The following is a 22,575-nucleotide window of genomic DNA, read 5'->3' as shown; positions in this document are numbered from 1 at the left end:
TTGTACGAGTGATTTTGTGCCAGTGATTTTGTGAATGACCCGCAGGTTTTGCGGAGGAGAATATGATGAGTTTGAGTCTTCCTGACTTCGGATTGAAGCGCAAGTCCACCATGTTCAACGAAGAGCATGAGGCTTTTCGTGATGTGCTTTCTCGTTTCATTGCCAAGGAGATCTCTCCTTACGTCTCCCTGTGGGATGAAGCCAACGAGTTTCCGCGTGAGCTTTACAAAAAGGCGGCGGATGTTGGATTGCTCGGCATCATGTTCCCGGAGGAATATGGCGGGACGGGTATCGATTATCCGTTGTCTTATCTTTCCGCTGTTGAGCTTGGTCGCGCGGGAAGTGGAGGCATCAATGCGGGTTTGATGAGTCACACCATTGGCACGCCTCCGATTGCGCACCTTGGGTCTGATGAGTTGAAGGCGCGGGTGATCCCGGCAGTTTTGGCAGGCGAGAAAATTTCGGCGCTTGCGATCACTGAGCCAGGTGGTGGGTCGGATGTGCAGAACCTGAAGACGGTTGCCCGCCGTGAGAACGGTCACTACGTCCTTAATGGTGAGAAGACCTTCATCACCTCTGGTATGCGTGCGGACTACTATACGGTTGCTGTACGGACGGGTGATACAGGCATGGGCGGTATTTCGCTGATGCTGGTTGAGAAGGGTATGGAAGGCTTTACGCAGACGCCGTTGCACAAGATGGGATGGTGGGCCTCTGACACTGCAACGCTGCATTTTGACAATGTGAAAGTACCAGTCGAAAACCTGATTGGTGGAGAGAATGCCGGCTTCATGGGCATCATGATGAACTTCAACAATGAGCGCCTGTTCCTTGCCTCTGCATGCTACGGGCATATGCTTGGTGTGTTTGAAGAGGCGCTTGACTGGGCGAAGCAACGCGAGACGTTTGGCAAGCCGCTGATTTATCGTCAGGTCATCCGGCACAAGTTTGTTGATATGGCGATGAAGATGCAGGCCGTTCGGGCGGTGCTGGAAGAGCTGGCGCAGCGGCTGCAGTTGGGCGAAAGCCCGATCACCGAGATCTGTATGGCGAAGAACCTTGCTACCAGTACGCTGGAATATGTGGCCAATGAGTGCCTTCAGATCCTTGGTGGTGCAGGTTACATGCGCGGAACCAAGGTTGAGCGCATTTACCGTGAGACCAAGGTGATGACGATTGGTGGTGGTTCCTCCGAGATCATGAAGGATCTGGCCAGCCGGCAAATGGGTATCTAAGAAATCTATGCGCATTAAAAAAGCCCCGCTCATGAGCGGGGCTTTTCTATTATTTAGAGTCTGGTGCGTTCATCTACATTCCACACCAGACTCTATCTTTTTTGTTGGAGCGAATTCATGTCGTTTGATTGAAGCCAATCAAACGGAACGCGCTCTAAGCACTTTCTTTAGAGACTGACTGTGCCATCTCGTTTGGCGTTGCGCCGGAGATGCCCAGTTCTCCAAGGAGACTGTCGACCAATGGAGCCTGAGAGCGATATCTCAGGGCTGAGTTGACCAGCTGATCGGAGAGACCGGCAGACCCTTCTGCTGGTGTTCCGTTGGCTGCTGGTGCTGCACCACCCAGACCATCGACCTGAAGGATCTTGATCTCGTCAATGTTTTCCATTGGCTTCACGCTGGCGCTGATGACTTGTGGCAGTGCTTCGATAAGAGCCAGTTTGACCTGCATCTTGATCTGCTCTGGTGACAGGAGGTTGGATGCCTCGTTGAGGATGCGCTTACCTTCTGCTTCTACCGCAAGGCGGAGTTTGTCTGCTTCTGCACGGGTCGTGACAGCGTCTGCTTCCGCGTTTGCTGCAATACGGATCTGATCCGCATCGCCGCCTGCTTTCAGACGAACTGCCTCTGCGTGGTCTTCTGCAGCTTGCTTTTCAGCTTCTGCTGCAACAGTAACGGAGATAGCTGCACGTTCAGCGTCCTGAGCTGCTAGAACCAAATCAACCTGTTTTTGTCGCTCTGCTACTTCGATTTCTCGGGCGGTGACAACCTGCTCTTCTGCCTTGATCGCAATTGCGCGGGCTTCGTTTGCAGCAGCATCAGCGGTTGAAAGCGCTTTGGACTTTTCAGAGACTGCAATTGAGCGGTCCTGTTGGGTCAGCTCAAGAACCTTCTCTTTCTCAATGCGGGTTTCTTCAAGAGAGCGGTCTTTGAGGATTTCCTGCTCTTTAACTTGATGTTCGGAAGCAAGGGAGGCTTGCTTGATCTGCAGTTTGGATGTGATATCTGCCTGCTCTGCATCACGGCGACGTTCGGCCTGTTCCGTGGCAATCAATGCTTGCTGCTTGGCTTTGCGAATTTCCAGATCTCGCTGCTGTTCCAGTGAAGCGTATTCTTCCTCACGGGCGATTTCGAGCTTATGTTGCTCGGCTTCGAGGTTTTTGCGGCGGATCAAAACCTCTGTGTCCTGTTCAATATCATTCCGCTTTCTGCGGCGCTCTTCAATTTCTTGCGTGAGCTTAGTCAAACCTTCTGCATCGAATGCGTTGTTTGGATTGAAGTATTCCATGCGGGTCTGGTCAAGACCGGTCAGGGAGACTGATTCCAGCTCAAGGCCGTTTTTCAGCAGATCTTCTGAGACCGCTGCCTGTACCTTCTGGACGAAGGAAACGCGCTGTTCGTGCAGTTCTTCCATTGCCATTTCGGCAGCCACGGCACGCAGAGCATCGACGAATTTACCTTCAATGAGGTGCTTCAGATCTTCTGGCTGCATGGTGCGAGTGCCTAGGGTTTGTGCGGCATTGGCAATGGATTCAATAGTTGGCTGAGCACGCAGGTAGAACTCGGCGACCACATCAACACGCATTCTATCGCGGGTGATGAGTGCTGCTTCATCGGCTCTGCGGACTTCAAGGCGCAAGGTGTTCATATTCACCTGAATGATGTCATGAAGGACCGGTAAGACAATTGCGCCGCCGTTCATGATGACTTTTTGTCCGCCAAAACCAGTCCGTACAAACGCGACTTCTTTTGAAGAGCGAGTGTAGAGGCGGGAGAAGACAATGCCGATTGCGAGAAGGGCAATAAGGACAACGGCTGCGAGGACGAGCATCTCAGTCAGTCCAGTTGCTGACTCCAAGGCGGAGTTTTGATTTTCTGTAAACATATTGGGCCTCAAATTGAGAGATTAATCTGCAAGCGTGTCTGAGCGAGGTGATAAATTTTTGTGTGGGTTCGCAATTGCTGTGAAAAGGGAGCCTTTTAAGCCGACAAGCAAGACTTCGTCTCCCTGCATTAATGTGATGTCTGGCTGGTCTGGAATGACCTGCACGTAATGTCGTGTGCCAAAAGTATCCGTGACGCGGGCTTCTGCCTGCAAAGCCATGGTCGCATTGCCAAGTGTCAGGACTGCAACTTCACCCACCAAGTTGTTTCGTGAGCGTGCGTCTGTCTCTTCCTTGGGCATGATGCGGCCAATGGCATGACCAGTTGTGGCGGTGAACCAGAAGCTGACAATCACTGTCGGGATGAGCGCCATCCAGAAGGGGATTGATGAGCCTAAGACAGATTTAGCGGTGTACTGTATCAGCACACCCACGATGCCGAAGCTGGTAAGCAGGATAATCAGCAAGACGATGAACGGGACCTTGCCCACGGCCAGCCACGCCAGGAATCCGTCGACGGGGCCAAGGCCGACCGCGTCTACTGAGATGTCGGCATCCATATCGACATCCGCATCGATATCCAGATCCGGCAATACATCATCGACCAGACCGGAAAGAGATAGCCCGAACACCATGCCGACAACTTCGAGCAGCGCCAGAGCGAGCATGACGAAGATGGCGAGCGTGAAGAGATAGGTCTCGCTTGAAAAAAGTAGTTGTGCCAATTCATCCCCCAATGAACACTATGATTGCCGGTTGCTGTTATTCCAGTTCAGCTTCCAGCGCAGCAAGGCGCTCTTCTACGCGGTGATCGCGGGTCATCTGATCCAGCTTTGCGAGCTTTGCATCGTCGGCCATACTTCCTGAGTTTGTGATACCCGGTACTCCTGTAGCCGCTTTCATTGCGCGATCAAATGCAGAGTTGGCATTTTCAACGGCTGTATTGAGCTTGTGATCGCTGCTTCCATCTGCGGTTGCGCTTTGTGATGTTGCCGCATTTTTCTGCGCAACGTAAGCGTCCAGTTGGTCTGACATTTCGCGCTTGCGGCCCTGAAGAGCGAGGATGGAGTTGTTGAGCTCCTGTTCTTCATCACCAGCATCGGCAATTGTTTTTTCCAGGACCGGGATTTGCGCTTCCAGATCCATCTGGCGGGCAACTGCCGCGCGGGCCAGATCCTTCTCGCCAGCGCGCAGGGCAATGGCGGTTTTCTCTGAGAGTTCTTCGTGAGACTTGTTGGTCTCGGCGAGCCTTTGACTTGCTACGTGCTTTTTGACGGCTGCTTTGCCGAGAGCATCGCGGACGTCTTCAACAGCGCCGTCGAGTTCACGAATAGCCTGTTTCATCACTATGTCAGGTGCAGTGCTTTCGACGGCATCAACAATGGAGTTGGCAGTTCCGGAAACCAGACGACCTACGCGAGATAAAAGAGATTCAGACATTAAGTCCTCCAGTATTACTTCGAGTTTAAACGGTTGCGCAAAAGTTCGGTTGAGCTGCGCATATCATCGACAAGCTCTTTGAAGAGTTCCGGGTTTTGCAGGCGCGGGTTTCGTCTTAATCCGGCCTGAAGCACCAGCTCAATGAGCTCAAAAAAATCTTCTGTAACTGCAGCTTCTGCATCCTTCAGGTCTGTTTCGCCAGCTTTGCCAGCCAATTCCCCGAGAAGGAGCGGAAGACGATCAGTCAACAAACGTAGCACGTCAGACTGGCGATCGCTTTGGTCGAGCATATCGCTTGCTGGCTTTACCAGTTTCCGCGCTGCAAATGTGTGCGTGCCATCGCCCAATGATGCGAAGCTGTTTTCCGGTGCGGCTATGAGTGCCCGGATTTTATCACTTGGCGTTTTGGCCTCCGGAAAGTTCAACCGGGCCAAGCGCTCCGATTCCTCTTGCGTTAATCGCACGCTTAACGAAATGGATCTTGATGGCATGTAGCACCTTTGAATTACAAATGTAGTTCTAATGTAATTGCAATTTCTGATTGTTCAAGAGGCTAAGCTAAAGTTTTTTTGATTTGCAGAAAATGACATTGACTAAAATGCGAGCGCTTAGTTGGTTTTTTGGTGAATGAACTCTGAGATCTCACAGTAGCTGTCTGGATTGGTCTTCTTCAGGAAGGATGATGTTGGATAAGGTGAGATTTCAAAATGGCGAACTCGCGTGAGGATAGGTGTGATTGCGGCTCGGCAGGTGAACGTGGGGCAGGTGAACGTGGGGCTGGCGAGTTTGGTGATGCTGTTTGGGATGAGCCGGAGCGCCTGCATGTGCGCAAGAGTTTGATCCCGGAGGGGGATAACACTGCCTTTGAGCGGATCATGGGTGTTTCTGACATCTTCCCCATCAACTACCTCAGCCGTGGGGTCGCTGCTGCACGGTCTATCTGCAAGGTTCAGTTGTATCGGGGTGGACGTATTCCGGCGGGGGCAGGGTCTGGCTTTCTGGTTGGGCCGAACCTGCTCCTGACCAATAACCATGTGATCCGGTCGCGCCAGTCCGCAGTGCGGGCCTCGGCTATCTTTCAATATGAGATGGATGAGGATTTTTCGCTTGGACGGTCTGCCGAGTTCTCGATTACGGATGAGATCTTCTTCACCAGTGCGAGTGACGATCTGGATTTCAGTTTTGTCTCTGTCGAAGAGGGGAATAAAGAGGCCAGATCCCTCTCTGACTTCGGATCTTTGAAGCTGCTGCCTCAATCTGGTAAGGCGGTGAAAGGTGAGGCTGTTTCAATCATTCATCACCCCAATGGCGGGCTGAAGAGCCTTTCGCTTCGCAACAGTCAAATCCTGAGCGTGCATGATCACTTCATAACTTACTCAAGTGATACGTTGCCGGGTTCTTCTGGTGCGCCGGTGCTGAATGACCAATGGTTGCCAGTGGCTTTGCATCACCGCAGTATTTCTCATCCATCCAACCGAAACCGCTGGATTGCGAACCGCGGTATCCGGATCAGTGCAATTCTCACCAACCTGAAGCTGCATGCGTCAAAGCGCAACACCGACGCAATGAGGATTACTGAGCGTCTTGGTTTGTAATTAATCAGTAATATCAGCTCACTAACCAAAGTTTTATGTTGATATACGTAGTTCAAAGTGACTAATGGGCATAACGTATATATCAATCCTCTTTTTTCAGAATGCTGCTAGATAAGCGTCCATAAATAGAAGAATAAATCTACATGATAGATCGATGACAAGATCCGGCGTTATAAGCAAAACAATTTTGGGACTTCTGGGAAGCGTACTCTTTGGTGGCGCGGCAGTTGCACAAGTGTGTCCAACCGCAGACACGATGAAAACCGGAATGGTCCTCATAAACAACAGTATTCCCGCACGTTTGTTCGTTCGACTTGAAGATGACGGGCAGGTTACAGAACTGCATCTGAATGAGCGATATGTGGTGGTGCGTGATCAGATCCATGTTCATGAGAAGGGCTTGTTCCTCTCCTATGAACGTGGTGCTCACACCAATCGGACTTACGTGCCTGATATCCCGTTTGCTGAATTCTTTCCGCTTGAAGTTGGTAAGACCTGGACAGCATCCATTGATGTGTTCGAGAACGAAGACCTTGTACGCAGAGACGTGCCCTACACGTTTTCCGTTGGTGAACCCGACCGTCTGCAAGTTGGCAGCTGCGCCTATGATGTGCTGGATGTGACGCTTGAAACCGTCAGTGCTGAGGGTGAGGACATTGTCACCAAGTATGCCTACAGCCCTGAGCTTGGAACCATCCTTAGAGGTGAAGGCCAGCATCTCTGGACATCTGAAGGTGGTGTGATGCAGTTTGATGAGCTGCGCGTTGTGCGCAATAAACTGGTGCAGTGAAAAGGGGAGACGTGGGCCTCCCCTTTCGCAGTTTTACGCGAGTACTTCGCGGCTGATCAGTTCCTTCATGATTTCTGAAGTACCGCCGTAGATGCGCTGGACGCGAGCGTCTACGAAGGCGCGAGAAACGCCGTATTCTCTCATGTAACCGTAGCCGCCATGGAGCTGGAGACAGCCGTCTACAACGCGGCCCTGCATTTCTGTTGTGCCGAGTTTGGCCATGCTGACGGTGGTGTTATCGAGCTTGCCTTCCAGGAACATGCGGCAACATTCGTCAACGAACGCGCGGTGGGTGCGGACGTCGGTTGCCATTTCTGCCATTTTGAAGCGGGTGTTTTGAAGGGTAGCAACTGGACGACCGAAGGCCTGACGTTCTTTGACGTAATCAGCTGTCATTGCCAGTACGCCTTCGGCACCTGCAACAGCGCCAACAGCGAGGGTAAGTCGTTCGCGAGGGAGCTCGTTCATCATGATGTGGAAGCCAGCATCCATTCTGCCGAGGCAAGCGCTGGCCGGGACGCGGAGGTCCTCAAAGAAGAGCTCGGATGTATCTGAGGAATGCAGACCGATCTTGTCGAGGTTCTGACCGCGTTTGAAGCCCGGGTTGTCGGCTTCAACGAGGAAAAGGCTGGTTCCTTTGGAACCGGAGACATCCAAATTGGTGCGTGCCACAACGATGACAACATCGGCATGCTGACCGTTTGTGATGAAGATCTTGCTGCCGTTGATGATGTAATCATCGCCGTCTTTGCGTGCGATTGTGCGGATGCCCTGAAGATCAGAACCTGCTGCTGGTTCAGTCATCGCAATGGCGCCGACGCACTCGCCTGTCACCATCTTTGGCAGATACTTTTGCTTCTGCTCTTCACTGCCGTGATTGAGGATATAAGGGGCAACAATATCGGAATGCACGCTGAGAGAAACGCCCAGACCAGAACAGTTGGCGCGGGTGAACTCTTCAATGATGACCATGGAAAAGAGGAAATTGGTGCCGAACCCGCCATATGCTTCCGGGGTGTCTACAGAGAGCAGGCCCTGTTCGCCCATCTTGTTCCAGATGTCGCGCGGGAAGATATCTGCCTTCTCCCATTCGTCGTAGTGCGGGAGAATCTCTGCGGTGATGAACCGCTTTACATTATCGCGAAAAAGCTCAAGTTCACCTTTCAGGTCTTCGTCAATCATATCCATCCCTTTGTATTTCAAGCAGAAACGACGCTCTCCCAAATTCATCTCCCAACAGCGATTTAGGGTCGTTTCTTTACGTATACGGCAAGCCTAAGGGAGGCGATCAATCTGCGCAACTGGCGATGAGTATTAGGCGATTGGCATAATTGCTGTTGGTTGTGACTTGACTCTCCAAAACTGGCATTTATATATTAGTGAAAACTAAATTAGAAAACATACATTTTGACCATGGTATCGCGCATGCGTTGGTCAGTTTCTCCATCAACCGAACTTTCCTCTGCAGGGGAAAGAACGAGTATAAAACATGACTGAGTTTACCCCATATGCCTCGTTAGCCGGAGGCGTTTTAATCGGCTTGTCTACGGTCATCCTGTTGCTCGCCAATGGGCGGATTGCGGGGATTAGCGGCATTTATAGCCGTTTGTTTGAAACGGGTCCGCTTGCCAATGGCAAATCGGCCTGGGTGCATGGTGAGAAGGGCTGGCAACTGTCGTTTGTTGTTGGGATCGTTCTTGCGCCTCTGCTGCTGATGGCAGGGGGATTTGAGATTGAGCAAGTGTTTACAGGAGACTTGACGCTGATCGCGATTGCGGGGGCTCTTGTGGGATTTGGCTCGGTGTTCGGAAGCGGATGCACGAGTGGGCATGGTGTTTGTGGTTTGTCGCGTCTGTCTGTTCGTTCGCTGGCCGCGACGGTCACCTTTATGTCGGTCGGTATTGCCGTTGTGTTCGTTCTTCGCCACGTGGTGGGGGGATAACATGCAACGGATTATCGCTGGTTTTTTGGCTGGCCTGACCTTTGGGGCGGGGCTGGTTGTTGCGGGAATGAGCAATCCTTTGAAGGTGCAAAACTTCCTTGATGTGTTTGGAAACTGGGACCCTAGTCTCGCCTTTGTGATGGGCGGCGCCATTCTGGTAGCGGCTCCGTTCTTCCGTCTGGCGCGCTTTCTGCCGCGTCCGTTTGTGGCGGATGACTTTCGGGTTCCAACGTTTCAGCAGATCGATAAACGGTTGATTTTCGGGTCGGCTACATTTGGTGCGGGATGGGGATTAATTGGTTTGTGTCCGGGTCCTGCACTGGTTTCGGTTTCATTGCTTTCGCCGCAGGCGATTGTGTTTGTTTTATGCATGACGGCGGGGATGCTATTCGCGAGACTGGTTGCCAGCCTCTCAATGCGAAGAGCACTGAAAGAGGCCTGATACGTCATGCGTTTCTTAGATAAATCATAGATTTAGGAGCGAGAAGGTTATGAGCAGCTATCCAGTGCAGATGGATCAGAAAGTGGAGATCAAGGATTTCTTTGATCCGGTATCGAACACCATCACCTATGTGGTCACAGACCCGGAAACAAAGGCATGTGCAGTCATCGACAGCGTGATGGATATCGACTATCCAGCAGGGCGCGTCAGCTTTGAGCATGCCGATGAAATCATTGCTTACATCCGCGAGAACGATCTGAAGCTGGAATGGTTGCTCGAAACCCATGTGCATGCAGATCACCTGTCTGCTGCGCCGTATATTCAGGATAAGTTGGGCGGCAAGATCGGCATTGGTGAACAGGTGACAGTTGTTCAGGGCGTGTTTGGTAAGGTGTTTAATGCAGGCACCGAGTTTGCCCGTGATGGCAGCCAGTTCGATAAGCTGTTTCAGGATGGGGATACCTATCAGATCGGGAATCTGAAGTGCTTTGCGATGCATACGCCGGGGCATACACCAGCATGTATGGTGCATGTGGTTGGTGATGCTGCGTTTGTGGGGGATACCCTGTTTATGCCAGACAGCGGTACTGCCCGTGCTGACTTCCCGGGTGGTGATGCGTCTTTGTTGTATGCATCCATCCATAAGGTCTTGAGTTTGCCCGACGAAATGCGTTTGTTTATGTGCCACGACTATGGTGCGAATGGGCGTGAGATTTTGTTTGAAACAACCGTTGCAGCTGAGAAGGCGGAGAACATTCACGTAGGTAATAGTACTAGTCGTGAAAAGTTCGTCGAAATGCGCGAAGCTCGGGATGCAACGCTTGATGTGCCTAACCTGATTGTGCCGAGCATTCAGGTGAATATGAGAGCCGGCCGTTTGCCTGAGGCAGAAAACGAAACCGGTCAAACCTATTTGAAAGTGCCAGTCAATGTTCTCTAATCTACTTCAGAAAATTTCAGGTGGTGGTGGTGGCCAGCTGCGTGCGCGTCAACTTACCGAGGATTACTGGGTTGCTGGGCAGCTCTATCCTGAGGACATGGAGAAGGCACGAGAGCAGGGTTTCCGGTCTATCGTTTGTAACCGTCCGGATGATGAAGCGCCGAACCAGCCGACTTATCTGGAGGTTTCTGGGGCAGCTGAAGAGCAGGGTCTGGAGCACATTTACATTCCAATTGGACCGGGGACAGATTTTGCTGAAGCTGGTCAGGAGCTGATTGATTTTCTTGCGGAAGCACCAAAGCCTGTTTTGGCGTATTGCCGGAGTGGGAACCGGTCTACCATGTTGTGGCGCTCGATTAATATGTAAGCGTTGCCAATTGGTTAGGGTTGATGATGCCAGTGAGGGAGACCTTGCTGGCATTTTTGTTGCCTCAGAGATTTTGAAGTGGCTGAGGGGGATAAGTCTCACACGTTGAGGGCGATGACGCCGAGGGCGATCAAAGTGATGATGGTGGCTGTGATGCGTACGCCGAGGTAGTTTCGCGATGTGATTTCAAGGTTCTGGAGATAGAAATCAACAAACAGCATGCCTGAGAACAGGATGATAAGTCCCAAAATGAAGATGATCGGAGCGGTAAACAGGAACAAGCACCAGCCGGAGAGTGCGACAAAGTTGCTCCATAGCAGCAACCATGCACGCCTTGGATGAGGGGCGATGAAGAACATGCCCCACTGGCTTCCGGCCATGAAGGAGAGGATGACAAGGGCGTACAAACTCACTGCGATGACAGTTGCGCCAACCAATGGGAGAAACGAGTAACCTACTGATAAACCTATAGCTCCGGCGATAAACGGAATGGTTCCGGCCAGAGCAAGGCACGCATAGAGCAGGGGCAGTTCTCGGTTCATCAGGTTTCAGTCCAGCTCATTTCTACTCCTGATAAAGGCTAGCGGCTAAGGCTGAAGGTAGTCCTGATACGAAGTTGCTCTTTTGAATGAACTGCTCAATACCTTAGGGGCACCACCAGACGGTCATAACCCATGAAAGTGCTCACCATGCAGCAAGAGATACTCACCACAGCCCGAATGATTGCAGAGGAGGTTGGTGCTTATGCTCTTGAGGTCTTTCATGACCGTGACAAGCTGCAGATTGGCAGCAAAGGCTTGTTGGATTACGTGAGTGAAGCGGATTGTGAGGTTGAGCGGCGCATCAAGAAGGCGTTGAGTGATGCCTTTCCCGAGCATGGTTTTAAAGGGGAAGAAACGGGGGGTGAGCTGGAACCTCCGTGCTGGGTTATTGATCCGATTGATGGGACGACCAACTACCTTTACGGGCGGCCAGACTTTTGTATTTCCATGGCTTTTGTTGATGAGCAGGGACCAGCGGTTGCTGTTGTCCATGCGCCTTTTCACCGCCGTACGATTTATGCGGCGCGGGGGATAGGGGCATTTGAGGATGGCAAGAGATTGCGGCCCAGACAGGCTTGCGACCATGAGCTGGTGGTGAACCTGTGCTTTAACTACAAGCAGGAGAATAACCTCGACTTCCTCAACAAGGTCAACCGGTTGGTGTCAGAGCAACACCAGATCCGTATTTGTGGATCTGCGGCGTGGGCGTTGTGCCAGGCAGCGACGGGGCAGGTGGATGGTGCCTACAATGGCTGCGTGAACAGCTGGGATGTGCTGGGCGGCCAGCTTATTTGCGCTGAGGCTGGTCTTGAGATTGGGCCTTACGTTTATGAGCAGGGTAGCGTCTACGCCTATCCGAAGGGCTCTGTGCTTTCAGATATTCTGGTTCCCTACCTTTAGGCGAGGGCCTCTGGAGCGGGGATATCTGCTTTGCGTTGTTTTGTGCGTTCGTTTGCGTTGAATGCGTTTTTTCTGCGTTGCTTGGGGTTTCTGGTCCCACGGTAGACGGGCAGCCCGTTTTGCTGGCTGCCCGAAAAGTTATTCCCCTCAATGCCCGGTGCGCTAGGTTGGTTTTAATGCTGCTTTTCTTCGGTGTTCCTTTTGCATCATGTACAGGGCAGAGAAGATGATGACCGCTGCACCGATGAGGGTGAAGGTGTCTGGCAACTCGGAGAAGAGGACAAGGCCGAGCAGGGCGGCGTAGATCAGTGAGATGTATTCCACACTGCCGACCACGCTGGCTTCTCCCAGTCTGAGGGCTTTGATGCCGACCCATTGGCCCAGAGTGGCGATGAGGGCCATGGCGGTGAGGAGCAATAGACCGAACAGGTCTGGGGTCTTCCAAAGCCAGAACATGGGTACACCTGCCATGAGGCCGACGAAGACTGCCTGATACCCGAGCAGCGTTGCGGTGCTCTCAGTTTGAGAGAGTTTGCGGACGCAGACTACAGCAACAGCTGCTCCAAGGGCGCCTGCCAGTGGGATGAGCGTGTAGAGGCTGGCAAAGCCGTCAAAGCCGGGGCGGATGACGATCAATACGCCGACGAAGCCAAGGATGATGCCGGTGATGCGTGTTCTTGTTGTTGTCTCACCCAAAAACAGAGAGGCGAGAATGGCAACAAAGAAGACCTTGGCAAAGGCAAGTGTGGTTGCTGTTGTGAGCGGGAGGAGTGCAACCGCCCAAATGCCTGTTGAGAGCGCGATGAAAGCGCCTGTCAGACGCAATGCATGAGGAAGCGGATGCCTGGTTTTGAAACCATGGGGGAAGGTTTTGATGAGCATGGGCAAGGCAGAGGCAAAGACAAAGCATTGCCGGAAGAAGAGGATCTGCAGCACGTGATATTCTGTCGTTGCGATTTTGGCCAAGGCGGAGGTGAGCGTGAACAACGCCGTAGCCAAAAGGGCCCAGAGGACCCCTTTGAGATTGTTTGACATGAGGGAATAACCGAGATATTTTGAATGGTAACTTGGTACCATGTTACCAGATTCGTTTGTGGTGTAAACCATCCGATGCGCGAGAGGCACACATGACACGACGTAAGATTGAACGGGTGCAGACCGGAGTGCGGCTTGAAAAACGAGTGCTGAAGGTGCTCAAAGCCGTGGCGGCTCATCATGAGATGGGGCTGGGGGACCTGGTTGAAGGCATCGTGCTGCACAGCTTTGAAGGCAAGGCGCCTTTTGGTCCGGAGACGCTGGCCTTTATCGCAAATATGCGTGAGGCTTATGGGCTGGATCTGACTGCAGAAGACAGCCACAAGCTGATTGAGGCGGAGGAGTAGAGCGCTTTGCTTTGGGGAGATCGCGGTACTCGGGAGGTGCCTCGATGCGACCTGCGCCGAATGGAATGCAGCACGCTCCCAGATTAGCCGGGAGCATGCGTTTCATCGTGGTTACTTGTTCAGGAACGGGCGTAGCTTGCCGGCCAGCTCTTCTGGATTGTTGAAGTGCGGGAAGTGGGCCGCTTCTTCTATGCGTTCCAGCTTTGCGTTCGGGATCGCGTCCTCATAGATCTCTGAAACTGCGAGTGGCTGGAAGTCTTTATCGCCATGGATGATCAAGGTATCAGCGGTGATGTTGCCCATATGTGAGCTCCAGTCATGGCGTCTGCCAAGGCCGAAGAACTGAGCACGGGTGTACCAGCTGCCGAAGAGATCCTGTGAGATTGGCGGGGCGCCTTTGATGGTGTCGCCCGTGGCTTTGATGAAGTACGGCAGGAAGTCTGCATCCAGCTGTTGCAGGCTGGCTTCATCTTCTTTGAAGACCTGACCAAGGTCCAGATAGCGGCGCTGCCATTTATCGTAGGCTTTGTGGTCCCGCTCTGGCAGAAGTTCACGAACGTTCTCGAACAAACCTTTGTTGCCAGAGGGGAAGACGAGCAGGTCTGCCGGGTTCAGCAAGACGAGCTTGTCGACATTTTCCGGGAATTCAGCGGCATAGAGGGAGGCCAGCAACGCGCCGTAGGAGTGGCCCATGAGAATGAGCTTGTCGTCTCCCAGCAGTTTACGGATGCGTTCAATATCCGCCAGTTGCTGAGAGATGCCGAGGGTGCTTTCCAGCAGCTGGATCTTTGTCCATGTGCTGTCTTCTGCGGGGAAGCGGTCGAAGGGGCGTGTGGAACGGCCTACACCGCGCTGGTCGTAGTAGTTGACGCGGTACTCGTCTGCGAGCAGGTCAAAACCCGGTGCGCTTGCCATTGTTGGAATGCCGGGGCCGCCATGAATGAAGAGGATGTTACGGCCTTCTCCGGTTGAGAAGTGTTTCAGCTTCACATCTGGTGCGACTTCCCAGAAGTCGTCGGAGATGCCGACGGGGGTCAGGTCAGTGCGCTGGGCTACGGTGCCCGGCTTGAACATGGGTTGTTGCATCATCCACCAGACAACAGCGCCGCCGATAGCAAACAGCAAGCCAACCAGAACAACGAGTAACAGAAGCATCTTTTTGCCGCTTACCCTCATAAAATCACTCCTTCATTGCAGCGGAGCCCAATGAATCATATGTGCACCCATCCGGTCTATAGCGAAGAGAACGTGCACGGCCAAATTTGTAGTATCAGGACTGTACTCAATTGAATTTGCACGTGCTTCGCAATTCTTGCGGAATTTGGCTCATGAATGGGTTTTGTAGCTTTTGTTCCGAAATCAGACTTTGTCTGACATATTCATGCGTCAATCGCGTTTGGAATGACCTGAAATTACATTTTCTTGCGCTTGCCTCCGAAAAATCTCGTATTTCTCTTGCGATCTCTGGTTGAAGCGTGTTTTCTAATTCGCGTGAATATTTCTTGTTCACTTCATTACACCAGTCGAGCGTCCTTTTTGATTTTCCGGTGACTGCTCAGACTTCTCATAGTGTTTGGGGCAGACGATTTTATGGCGCTTATGCGCTGTAGAGTATCCTGTCTCTCGTATATTTTCCCGGGGGGGCTATGACGCTTCTATCTTCCATTACAAAATTGGCGACAGCTGCAGCTATTGTTGGCGGCGCGGCGCTGTTCTCTGGTCAGGCTTTGGCGCAGGACCTTAAGTTCTTTACCATCGGCACTGGCGGTACAGCTTACACCTACTACCCGGTTGGCGGCATGATCGCCAATGCGATCTCCAATCCTCCGGGCTCTCGTGCGTGTGATGCTGGTGGGTCTTGCGGTGTACCGGGTCTGATTGCTTCTGCTGTTTCTTCCCGTGGTTCCGTTGATAACGTGAACGCGATCAACTCCGGCCTGCGTAACTCTGGTTTCGCGCAGTCTGATGTTGCTTACTGGGCGTTCTCCGGTACTGGCACCATGGAAGGCAAAGAGCCGATGAAGGATCTGCGCTCGATTGCAGCGCTGTTCCCAGAGCATATTCACCTGATCGCAAAAGCTGACAGCGGCATCAACTCAGTTGCTGACCTCAAAGGCAAGCGCGTGTCTTTGGATGAGCCGGGATCTGGCACATATACGGATGCGAACCTGATCCTTGCAGCTTATGGCCTTTCCACCTCTGACATCACTGCTGAAGCGCTGAAGGGTTCTGCTGCGGCGGAAGCACTGCGCAATGGCAAGGTGGATGCATTCTTCGTGGTTGCTGGTTTCCCAACTGGTGCTGTGGTTGAGCTGGCGTCTGCTGAAGACATCAAGATCGTTCCGATCACAGGTCCTGAAGCTGAGAGCCTGGTTGAGAAGTACGGCTTCTTTGCAAGCTCTGACATTCCATCTGGTGCATACCAGGGTGTTGATGCAACAACCACTTTGACCGTTGGTGCACAGTGGATCACCAGCGCGAAAGAAGACGATGAGCTGATCTACAACATCACCAAAGCAATGTGGAACGACAAGACCCGCAAGCTGCTGGATGTTGGCCATTCCAAAGGCAAAACCATCACGCTGGAAAGCGCGACGGACGGTCTTGGTGTGCCGCTGCATCCGGGTGCTGAGCGTTTCTACAAAGAAGCTGGCCTGATCAAGTAAGGCCTCGCCATCTTTGATGATTTTGCGGTGCCCGGTAGATATCTGCCGGGCGCTGCTGTTTTCAATCTAAACGAAACGCAGGGCTGATGTCTCAGGATACGACAGATCAATCCCTTGAGGAGCTGGAGCGCAAGTACGATCCAGACCTCACATTCAGAGCGGCTGGTCCGGTGCTTGCTGTTGTTATAACAGCGGCACTCGTTGCCATGTCGCTTTATCATTATTACGCGTCCGGCTTCGGGCTTATTCGAGAGCTTGTCCATCGCGGCATTCACCTTTCGTTTGTGCTGGGGCTGGTGTTTGTTCTCTTCAGCTTTATCAAGAGCACGAGCAGTCAGCCTGCGCCGTCTGCGTGGTGGCGCCCGAGCGGTGTACATCTGTGGGACATTGTGCTGGCGGTGATGGCTGTGGCTGCTGCAATGTATTTGCCACTGCTGCCAGCTGAGGCGGTTGCCTCCCGTGTTGGTGCACCTGCGCCGATTGATGTGTTCATGGGTACCGTGCTGCTGGTGCTGGTGCTGGAAGCTGCGCGCCGGTCTGTTGGGCCAACGCTGCCGCTGATTGCGCTGATTTTTGTTGGCTATGCGGTGTTTGGCATGTACGCACCGGGCGCTCTGCGGCATCCGGGGGCGAGCTGGACGGGGCTTATCAATCATCTTTACATGACGAACCAGGGCATCTACGGCATCGCCATTGGGGTGGTTGCCAAGTATGTGTTTTTGTTTGTTTTGTTTGGGGTTTTGGCCACTCGCATTGGCCTTGGGCAGTTGTTTATCGATCTGGCCTCGGTGATTGCCGGACGCTATGCAGGCGGGCCAGCCAAAGTTGCGATCTTCTCCTCAGCCATGCTGGGCACGATCTCCGGCAGCTCCATCGCAAATACGGTGACCACGGGCTCACTGACCATTCCGGCCATGAAGAAGGTTGGTTACCCGCCGCACTTTGCGGGGGCTGTTGAAGCGACGGCATCAACGGGCGGGCAGATTACGCCGCCGATTATGGGGGCGGCTGCCTTCATCATGGTGGAGTTTCTGGAGATCCCATACCGCGAGGTGCTGCTTGCGGCGATGTTCCCGGCGATGCTGCATTACTTCGGTATCTTCGTGATGGTGCATCTGGAAGCCAAGCGGCTTGGCTTGCGTGGTTTGACCAAAGATGAGCTGCCGAAAGCATTGGTGGTGATGAAGCAGCATTGGCTCTCCGTCATCCCGCTGGGCATTCTGGTCTACTTGATCATCTCCGGTAAAACACCGGATTTTGCAGCGGTTTGGGGGATTACCGCGTGTGTGGTTGTTGGGATTTTAAACCCGCATAACCGGATGGGCATCAAAGACCTGATTGAATCGCTGGCAACGGGAGCCAAGTACTCGCTTGCTGTTGGGGCTGCCGCTGCGGCTGTTGGCATTATTGTTGGTGTGGTGACGCTGACGGGGACGGGCTTCCGGCTTTCGTTTGTGGTGACACAGGCTGCTTCTGATCTGGGTGGCTTCATCGCGTCTGGTATGCTTGCAGAGTATGTGACGCAAAATGGGCTGACGTTGTTCTTCACGCTGCTGTTTACAGCGGTTGCCTGTATCATCATGGGTGCGGGTATTCCAACAACGGCGACTTACATCATTCTGGTTTCCATTGCTGCACCTGCGCTTGCCTTGCTGGGGGTTCAGCCGCTGGTGGCGCACTTCTTTGTGTTCTACTACGGGGTGCTGGCGGACATTACACCGCCTGTAGCGCTGGCTGCTTATGCCGGGGCTGGGATCGCGGGGGCGAACCCGTTCAAGACAGGTAACACCGCTTTCCGGCTTGGCATTGCGAAGGCTTTGGTTCCGTTTGTATTTGTCTACTCTCCGGCCTTGTTGTTGGTGACGCCTGAGTTCACCTGGTATGACCTGACCGTAACGCTTGCAGGTGCCATGTGTGGCATTGGCCTGCTGGGCGTGGCGTTCTCTGGTTACATGCTGGCTGGTCTGAACAAGTTGGAGCGGTATTGGACAGCCTTTGCGGCGATGTTCTTCGTCGCACCGGGCTTACAAACCATGGCAATCGGCGGTGCGCTTATGCTGCCTGTTGTGGTGCGGCAAGTGATGGCACGCAAAAACCAGCAGCTGATGACGCAAGACGCTTAGCGGCGATGTTTTATGAGTGAGATAGCCCCGCCGGATGAGAATGTTCGGCGGGGTTTTTATTGGAGAAGGTTTGAGTGGTTGTGACTGACATTAAGAGTTTGCTTGGGCAGCAGCTTCCGGCGCTGAAACTGCGGGCAACTAATGCTGAGATGATTGATTTGTCAGCATTACCGAGTCGCACTGTTGTCTATGCATATCCAAGAACGAGCCCTCCGAATGAGGGGCCGATTGAAGGGTGGGATCTTATTCCGGGTGCACGTGGATGCACACCGCAGTCCTGTGCGTTCCGGGATCATTTTGGTGAGTTAAAAGCTGCCGGGGCACAAGCGGTGTTTGGGCTTTCCACTCAGTCGACTGAGTTTCAATCTGAAGCCGTTGAACGTTTGCATCTGCCGTTTGTCTTGCTTTCTGATGAGAAACTGGAATTGACGAAGGCAATGGAGCTGCCAACCTTTGAAGCGGGTGGCATGGTTCTGCTTAAAAGGCTGACCATGATCCTTAAAGATGGGGGGGGTGAGCACATCATGTATCCGGTGAGTGATCCGGCTAAGAATGCTGAAGACGTGATTGCCTACCTGAAGCGGGCTCGGTGACAAACCCCGCCGGATGCACCAATCCGGCGGGGTGTTTTGATTATGCGGCTTCGGTTGCCTCCTCCGGGTAGGCTTCTTTGATCCGGTTGGCGTAGGCGACAAGGTTGGGGAACTGCTCGACGGTTTTTTTCCAGCCGGAGAAGGGCAGGTTGGAGAGGGTGCAGAGGATCTGCGCACCTACGGCAGCATCAGCAAAGCACGGGCGATCGCCGAGCAGGTATGGCTTGTTGCCTAGCTGGGTAGAGATGGCCTGCAAATCTGCGCGGCCCAGAGCGAGACGCTCTTCCCATGTGTGCTGGCCGTAACCGTGGTTGTTGACTTTGGAGATGACGCTTTTGCGGGATTCGTTTGCAAGGGAGCTGCGCATTTCCGGTGGCAGGATACCGAAGAACTGATCTTCGATAACAGCAAAGTTCTCATCTGGCAGCCAGCGGGTACAGACGGTCACGAAGTACAGAGAATGCTCTGCCATGCGCATGAAAGCGTGGGCCACAGCCAGTTCTGCCTCAGAATAACCACCTGAAAAATCAGCGTTATAGTTGATCACCAAATGCCGTCTGATGAACTCGGAATCGGCGATGAGCTCTTCTTGGTCCTTCATCACTGGGAGCTTGCCTTTGGGGGCGGTTTGCAATGCTGCTGGGCCTTCCAGAACGTCATAGGACAGGCCTGCCATGGCGAGCAGGATGTCTACTTTCAGGCAAAACGGGCTTGCGCTGACACCATCGAGTTTTGCGCTGAATTTGTGGTTTGTGAGCATTTGCTTTCTCCGCTTGTGTTTGGTGGGGGATTGGTAGCAAAGTGCTCCTGACAGCATTGTGTCAGGAGTGTTTCGCATTCCAAACTTATTTGGAGGAGTTCATGCGCAGGGCAGATCGGTTGCTACAGATCGTTCAACTGTTGCGGCGTCATCGAGGGCCGGTGACAGGGGATGCCATGGCGGAGGAGCTGGAGGTTTCTGTTCGCACGCTTTACCGCGACATTGTCAGCCTGCAGTCGACTGGTGTGCCGATCCGCGGTGAGGCTGGCGTTGGTTATGTGCTGGATGAAGGGTATGATCTGCCGCCGCTCATGTTCAACAGTGATGAGCTGGAGGCGGTGATGATGGGGCTGCGCCATGTGCAGGTGCGTGGGGATGAACAGCTTATTCGCACGGCCAGTGATGTGATTGCCAAGATAGCAGCGGTGCTTTCTCCAGAAGCGCGGGATGAGTTTATTGAAGCGCCACTGTATGCGCCGGATGTGGGGGTGGAACCTATTCCCTCCGCGCGCATTGAGCTGAGTGACGTGCGCAAGGCGATCCGCGGGCAAAACAAACTGCGACTTATCTACGAGGATGCGCAGGGCGAAATGAGTGAGCGTCTCATATGGCCGCTGAGCCTGACGTTCTTTGCGCAATCACGGATGATCGTGGCGTGGTGTGAACTGCGCAAGGACTTCCGCGCGTTCCGGACAGACCGCGTCACCCACATGGAGGTGCTGGAAGACCGCTACCGCGAAAACCGTGTCACCCTGCGCAATCGCTGGTGGAAGCTGGAATTGGCACGGCGGGAGAAAGAAGCGGCGGAGAAGGCTGATTGAACCCGTTTAAGACAAGTATGATAGGGCGGCATCGACCAACTTTACCGTTCCAATTACCCAAGGTATTCCAAATACTAAGACACTTATTAACCTTCCATCGCATCCTAGTTTTTGCCAAAAACTTGCTATCCCATTTGTTGACCTTTCACAGCATCCCGGATTGTAACTACGCGGATCAAGAGAGTTATAATCTCTAATCCTGCGTTGTGTGCTTTCAGAACTGGAGCCTAAACAGCCGCTCCAAAGTAACAGACTCCAAAATGAACCAAAGAATGCAATTATTAGTGCAGTGATATCGAGATTGTTATGCTTGGCGGTCTGCTCGTCAAATTTTACTGTGACGGTTGGATTCTCGACAGCGATTGAAATAGATGGTTTTACGTCTCCGATGATTGAACCTGGTGTTTCTGCTTTCAGAAGTTCCGTAGAAAGAAATTCAAGTTCTGGAAAGCCTGCCTTTTCCCAAACTAATATCCCAAATACCGTTACTAGCGCGAGCCAAAGTAAAATCATTGATCTGCTGATATGGCTATTGATGCGCGATACAGAAAATAACTTCGTGCTATCTTTTAGCAAAACAACTTGAAAGAGATTTCCAACTACGTGCTTCTGTAGGTAGTCAACGTGGTTTTCCCAATTCTCCTGCCAAGCTTTACTGCCTTTGTTGACTTGGTGCCATGCGGTTGCTGCAAAAAGGCCAACGGTAGCAATCAGAAGTGATAGGGCATCTGTTACCTCCGATCCTTTTATTGCTTGAATCGCTACAAAACCTGTGAGGGCAGCTGCTGTGAATGCCCAAAAGTATGCTGCACGTTGCCAGTAGAGCTGGATTTCAAACTTCCGCGTGTCAAGTGCCGTTTCGAACGCTTTAGTAATTTTGCTTTCATCATCTGGGTTAGATGCTGGGTAAAGGTCTAATTCTTTCAAATATCTATTGGGATCAGATGTCATGATACTCACTCCGCTACCACTGCAGTACCGTGAGAAACAGTGTCTCCGGGGAACTGGATAACGGTGTCGTTCTGGGTCAGACCAGAGCTGACCTCGGCCATGTCTTGATTGAAGGCGCCGATTGTGAGGAGTTGGAGGTGGGCTTTGCCGTCGACGACTTTGAAGGTGGCCCAGTCGTTGCCTTCGCGGAAGAGGGCGGTCATGGGAATGCGCAGGACGTTTTGGCCGTGCCAGGTTTCGATGGCGGCGCGCAGGTGGAAGCCGTGGCCGAGTTCCAGAGCTGGGGTATCCAGATCCAGAATGGCGTTGACGCGCTGCTCTTCAATGCCGAGGGCTGAGACCTTGGTGAAGCCAGCCGGGTCAATGCGGCGGACGGTTGCCTTCAGGGTGTTGCCGCCCCAATCGACCAGCGTTGCTTTTGCGCCTTCAGCGATTTTCACGGCTTCGGTGGAGAGCAGGTCCACGACCACCTCGATATTTGCAGGATCGCCTAGTTCCATCAGCAGGGCGCCGGACTGGATGGTTTGCTCGCTTTCAACGGCCAGATTGAGGACCACGCCGTTGATCGGGGAGATCATGCGTACGGCCAGTTCTTCTGAACGTTCAGGATCCTGAGCGATGTGCGGCTCAATCAGACGGGCTTTGGCGCTTTGCAGGTCGCTGCCCCGTTGGGCGATCTGGGCTTCTGCGCTTTGGACTTTGGCTGCTTTCAGAGTGACGTCAATTTCCACTCGCTCCAGCTGTGCATCAGAGATGGTTTTGGAGCGGTTGAGGCGCTGGGCGCGGATGAGCTCTGACTTGGCCAGTTTGTGTTCTGCCTTGGCGGAGGCGAGCTGGGCTTCTGCCAGTGTAATAGCGGCTTTTGCGGTTTCAACGCCTGCCAGTGCTTCTGCCTTGGTGCGGGCGTTCATAAACGGGGTGGTGAGCGGGTTGATGGTGGCAACTGTGGTTTCGCCGCGGGATACCTTATCGCCAACCTCCAGCAGGGAACGATCGACCCTTCCGGCGATTGGGGCGGAGATTTTGTAGATCTCCTTCACGCGGGTTTTGCCGTCTTCTTCCACGGTGACCACCAGATCACCGCGGGTGACCTTGGCCGTTTCAACGGAGATTGGCTTTTCCTGCAAGGCCCAGCCGAAGAGAAGGAGAACGACCAGAGCGATAGCGATGTAAGCGCCTCGTTTGACGTATTTACCGTTCATT

Annotated in this window: 24 protein-coding genes; 13 read left to right on the top strand and 11 right to left on the bottom strand. The window is 53.0% G+C overall.

Going from position 1 to position 22,575, the window contains the following annotated elements:
- Positions 1–62 precede the first annotated feature (62 nt).
- Positions 63–1,235 carry an acyl-CoA dehydrogenase family protein gene (locus tag BM231_RS08495; RefSeq protein WP_093518470.1) on the top strand — a complete coding sequence of 391 codons (1,173 nt, stop codon included), beginning with the start codon at positions 63–65 and terminating at the stop codon, positions 1,233–1,235.
- Between the two features lie 154 nt (positions 1,236–1,389).
- Here BM231_RS08495 and BM231_RS08490 read toward each other — a convergent pair whose 3' ends face one another.
- From BM231_RS08490 to BM231_RS08475, 4 genes are read right to left on the bottom strand one after another with little or no spacing between them, the layout of a single operon-like run.
- Positions 1,390–3,120, bottom strand: a complete 1,731-nt coding sequence (locus BM231_RS08490) for a flotillin family protein (protein WP_093518468.1) — start codon at positions 3,118–3,120, stop codon at positions 1,390–1,392.
- 21 nt (positions 3,121–3,141) lie between these two features.
- Positions 3,142–3,843 carry a YqiJ family protein gene (locus BM231_RS08485; protein WP_093518466.1) on the bottom strand — a complete coding sequence of 234 codons (702 nt, stop codon included), beginning with the start codon at positions 3,841–3,843 and terminating at the stop codon, positions 3,142–3,144.
- Positions 3,844–3,880: 37 nt separating this feature from the next.
- Complete coding sequence (locus BM231_RS08480; protein ID WP_093518464.1) at positions 3,881–4,558, bottom strand: PspA/IM30 family protein; 678 nt, start codon at positions 4,556–4,558, stop codon at positions 3,881–3,883.
- A 14-nt stretch (positions 4,559–4,572) separates the two neighbouring features.
- On the bottom strand, positions 4,573–4,992 hold the full coding sequence (locus BM231_RS08475; protein ID WP_208860197.1) for a hypothetical protein: 420 nt from the start codon (positions 4,990–4,992) through the stop codon (positions 4,573–4,575).
- A gap of 273 nt (positions 4,993–5,265) precedes the next feature.
- Between BM231_RS08475 and BM231_RS08470 the strand changes: the two genes are divergently transcribed.
- Together BM231_RS08470 and BM231_RS08465 are read left to right on the top strand one after the other, a co-directional pair.
- Positions 5,266–6,153, top strand: a complete 888-nt coding sequence (locus tag BM231_RS08470; RefSeq protein WP_093518462.1) for a trypsin-like serine peptidase — start codon at positions 5,266–5,268, stop codon at positions 6,151–6,153.
- A 154-nt stretch (positions 6,154–6,307) separates the two neighbouring features.
- A complete protein-coding gene (locus BM231_RS08465; protein ID WP_208860196.1) occupies positions 6,308–6,943 on the top strand; it encodes a hypothetical protein in 636 nt (211 codons plus the stop codon).
- 33 nt (positions 6,944–6,976) lie between these two features.
- Here BM231_RS08465 and BM231_RS08460 read toward each other — a convergent pair whose 3' ends face one another.
- Entirely contained in the window at positions 6,977–8,125 is a 1,149-nt protein-coding gene (locus BM231_RS08460; RefSeq protein ID WP_093518542.1) for an acyl-CoA dehydrogenase family protein, read from the bottom strand.
- A gap of 307 nt (positions 8,126–8,432) precedes the next feature.
- On the opposite strand from BM231_RS08460, the gene BM231_RS08455 reads away from it, so the two are divergent.
- Genes BM231_RS08455 through BM231_RS08440 form a run of 4 tightly spaced genes read left to right on the top strand, consistent with a single transcriptional unit; the run spans position 8,433 to position 10,634 of the window.
- Positions 8,433–8,885: a YeeE/YedE family protein gene (locus BM231_RS08455; RefSeq protein WP_093518460.1), complete on the top strand. Its 453-nt coding sequence runs from the start codon at positions 8,433–8,435 to the stop codon at positions 8,883–8,885.
- A gap of 1 nt (position 8,886) precedes the next feature.
- Positions 8,887–9,327, top strand: coding sequence for a DUF6691 family protein (locus BM231_RS08450; protein WP_093518458.1), 441 nt, complete (start codon positions 8,887–8,889; stop codon positions 9,325–9,327).
- Between the two features lie 49 nt (positions 9,328–9,376).
- Complete coding sequence (locus tag BM231_RS08445) at positions 9,377–10,267, top strand: MBL fold metallo-hydrolase (protein ID WP_093518456.1); 891 nt, start codon at positions 9,377–9,379, stop codon at positions 10,265–10,267.
- Entirely contained in the window at positions 10,257–10,634 is a 378-nt protein-coding gene (locus tag BM231_RS08440) for a protein tyrosine phosphatase family protein (RefSeq protein WP_093518454.1), read from the top strand. Before BM231_RS08445 ends, BM231_RS08440 begins: the two co-directional genes overlap by 11 nt.
- A 98-nt stretch (positions 10,635–10,732) precedes the next feature.
- Here the strand turns inward: BM231_RS08440 and BM231_RS08435 are convergent, their stop codons facing one another.
- Complete coding sequence (locus BM231_RS08435; protein WP_082826966.1) at positions 10,733–11,176, bottom strand: DUF3429 domain-containing protein; 444 nt, start codon at positions 11,174–11,176, stop codon at positions 10,733–10,735.
- A 147-nt stretch (positions 11,177–11,323) separates the two neighbouring features.
- Here BM231_RS08435 and BM231_RS08430 point away from each other — a divergent pair, with 147 nt between their 5' ends.
- Complete coding sequence (locus BM231_RS08430) at positions 11,324–12,076, top strand: inositol monophosphatase family protein (RefSeq protein WP_093518452.1); 753 nt, start codon at positions 11,324–11,326, stop codon at positions 12,074–12,076.
- A gap of 162 nt (positions 12,077–12,238) precedes the next feature.
- Here BM231_RS08430 and BM231_RS08425 read toward each other — a convergent pair whose 3' ends face one another.
- Positions 12,239–13,111: a DMT family transporter gene (locus BM231_RS08425; protein WP_093518450.1), complete on the bottom strand. Its 873-nt coding sequence runs from the start codon at positions 13,109–13,111 to the stop codon at positions 12,239–12,241.
- 92 nt (positions 13,112–13,203) lie between these two features.
- Here BM231_RS08425 and BM231_RS08420 point away from each other — a divergent pair, with 92 nt between their 5' ends.
- Complete coding sequence (locus BM231_RS08420; protein ID WP_063298407.1) at positions 13,204–13,458, top strand: hypothetical protein; 255 nt, start codon at positions 13,204–13,206, stop codon at positions 13,456–13,458.
- Positions 13,459–13,569: 111 nt separating this feature from the next.
- Here the strand turns inward: BM231_RS08420 and BM231_RS08415 are convergent, their stop codons facing one another.
- On the bottom strand, positions 13,570–14,634 hold the full coding sequence (locus tag BM231_RS08415; protein WP_093518448.1) for an alpha/beta fold hydrolase: 1,065 nt from the start codon (positions 14,632–14,634) through the stop codon (positions 13,570–13,572).
- Between the two features lie 470 nt (positions 14,635–15,104).
- Here BM231_RS08415 and BM231_RS08410 point away from each other — a divergent pair, with 470 nt between their 5' ends.
- The 3 genes from BM231_RS08410 to BM231_RS08400 all read left to right on the top strand — a co-directional run bounded on the left by BM231_RS08410 (position 15,105) and on the right by BM231_RS08400 (position 18,840).
- Positions 15,105–16,124: a TAXI family TRAP transporter solute-binding subunit gene (locus BM231_RS08410; protein WP_063298405.1), complete on the top strand. Its 1,020-nt coding sequence runs from the start codon at positions 15,105–15,107 to the stop codon at positions 16,122–16,124.
- A gap of 86 nt (positions 16,125–16,210) precedes the next feature.
- Complete coding sequence (locus tag BM231_RS08405) at positions 16,211–18,247, top strand: TRAP transporter permease (protein WP_093518446.1); 2,037 nt, start codon at positions 16,211–16,213, stop codon at positions 18,245–18,247.
- Positions 18,248–18,327: 80 nt separating this feature from the next.
- The gene (locus tag BM231_RS08400) at positions 18,328–18,840 is read left to right on the top strand and encodes a peroxiredoxin (protein ID WP_425287813.1); all 513 of its coding nucleotides are present in this window, start codon (positions 18,328–18,330) and stop codon (positions 18,838–18,840) included.
- A 40-nt stretch (positions 18,841–18,880) separates the two neighbouring features.
- Here the strand turns inward: BM231_RS08400 and BM231_RS08395 are convergent, their stop codons facing one another.
- Positions 18,881–19,600: a glutathione S-transferase family protein gene (locus BM231_RS08395; protein ID WP_093518442.1), complete on the bottom strand. Its 720-nt coding sequence runs from the start codon at positions 19,598–19,600 to the stop codon at positions 18,881–18,883.
- A gap of 101 nt (positions 19,601–19,701) precedes the next feature.
- On the opposite strand from BM231_RS08395, the gene BM231_RS08390 reads away from it, so the two are divergent.
- Positions 19,702–20,421, top strand: a complete 720-nt coding sequence (locus BM231_RS08390) for a helix-turn-helix transcriptional regulator (protein WP_208860195.1) — start codon at positions 19,702–19,704, stop codon at positions 20,419–20,421.
- A gap of 6 nt (positions 20,422–20,427) precedes the next feature.
- Here BM231_RS08390 and BM231_RS08385 read toward each other — a convergent pair whose 3' ends face one another.
- Positions 20,428–21,372 (bottom strand): RipA family octameric membrane protein, encoded by a 945-nt coding sequence (locus BM231_RS08385; protein WP_093518438.1) that lies wholly within the window; start codon positions 21,370–21,372, stop codon positions 20,428–20,430.
- Between the two features lie 5 nt (positions 21,373–21,377).
- Positions 21,378–22,574, bottom strand: coding sequence for an efflux RND transporter periplasmic adaptor subunit (locus BM231_RS08380; RefSeq protein ID WP_093518436.1), 1,197 nt, complete (start codon positions 22,572–22,574; stop codon positions 21,378–21,380).
- Between the last annotated feature and the right edge of the window lies 1 nt (position 22,575).

The sequence above is a fragment of the Pseudovibrio ascidiaceicola genome (genome assembly GCF_900114245.1).
Taxonomy (GTDB): domain Bacteria; phylum Pseudomonadota; class Alphaproteobacteria; order Rhizobiales; family Stappiaceae; genus Pseudovibrio; species Pseudovibrio ascidiaceicola.
The sequence above is the reverse complement of the archived record's forward strand: the minus strand, read 5'-3'. Positions and strand labels throughout refer to the sequence as shown.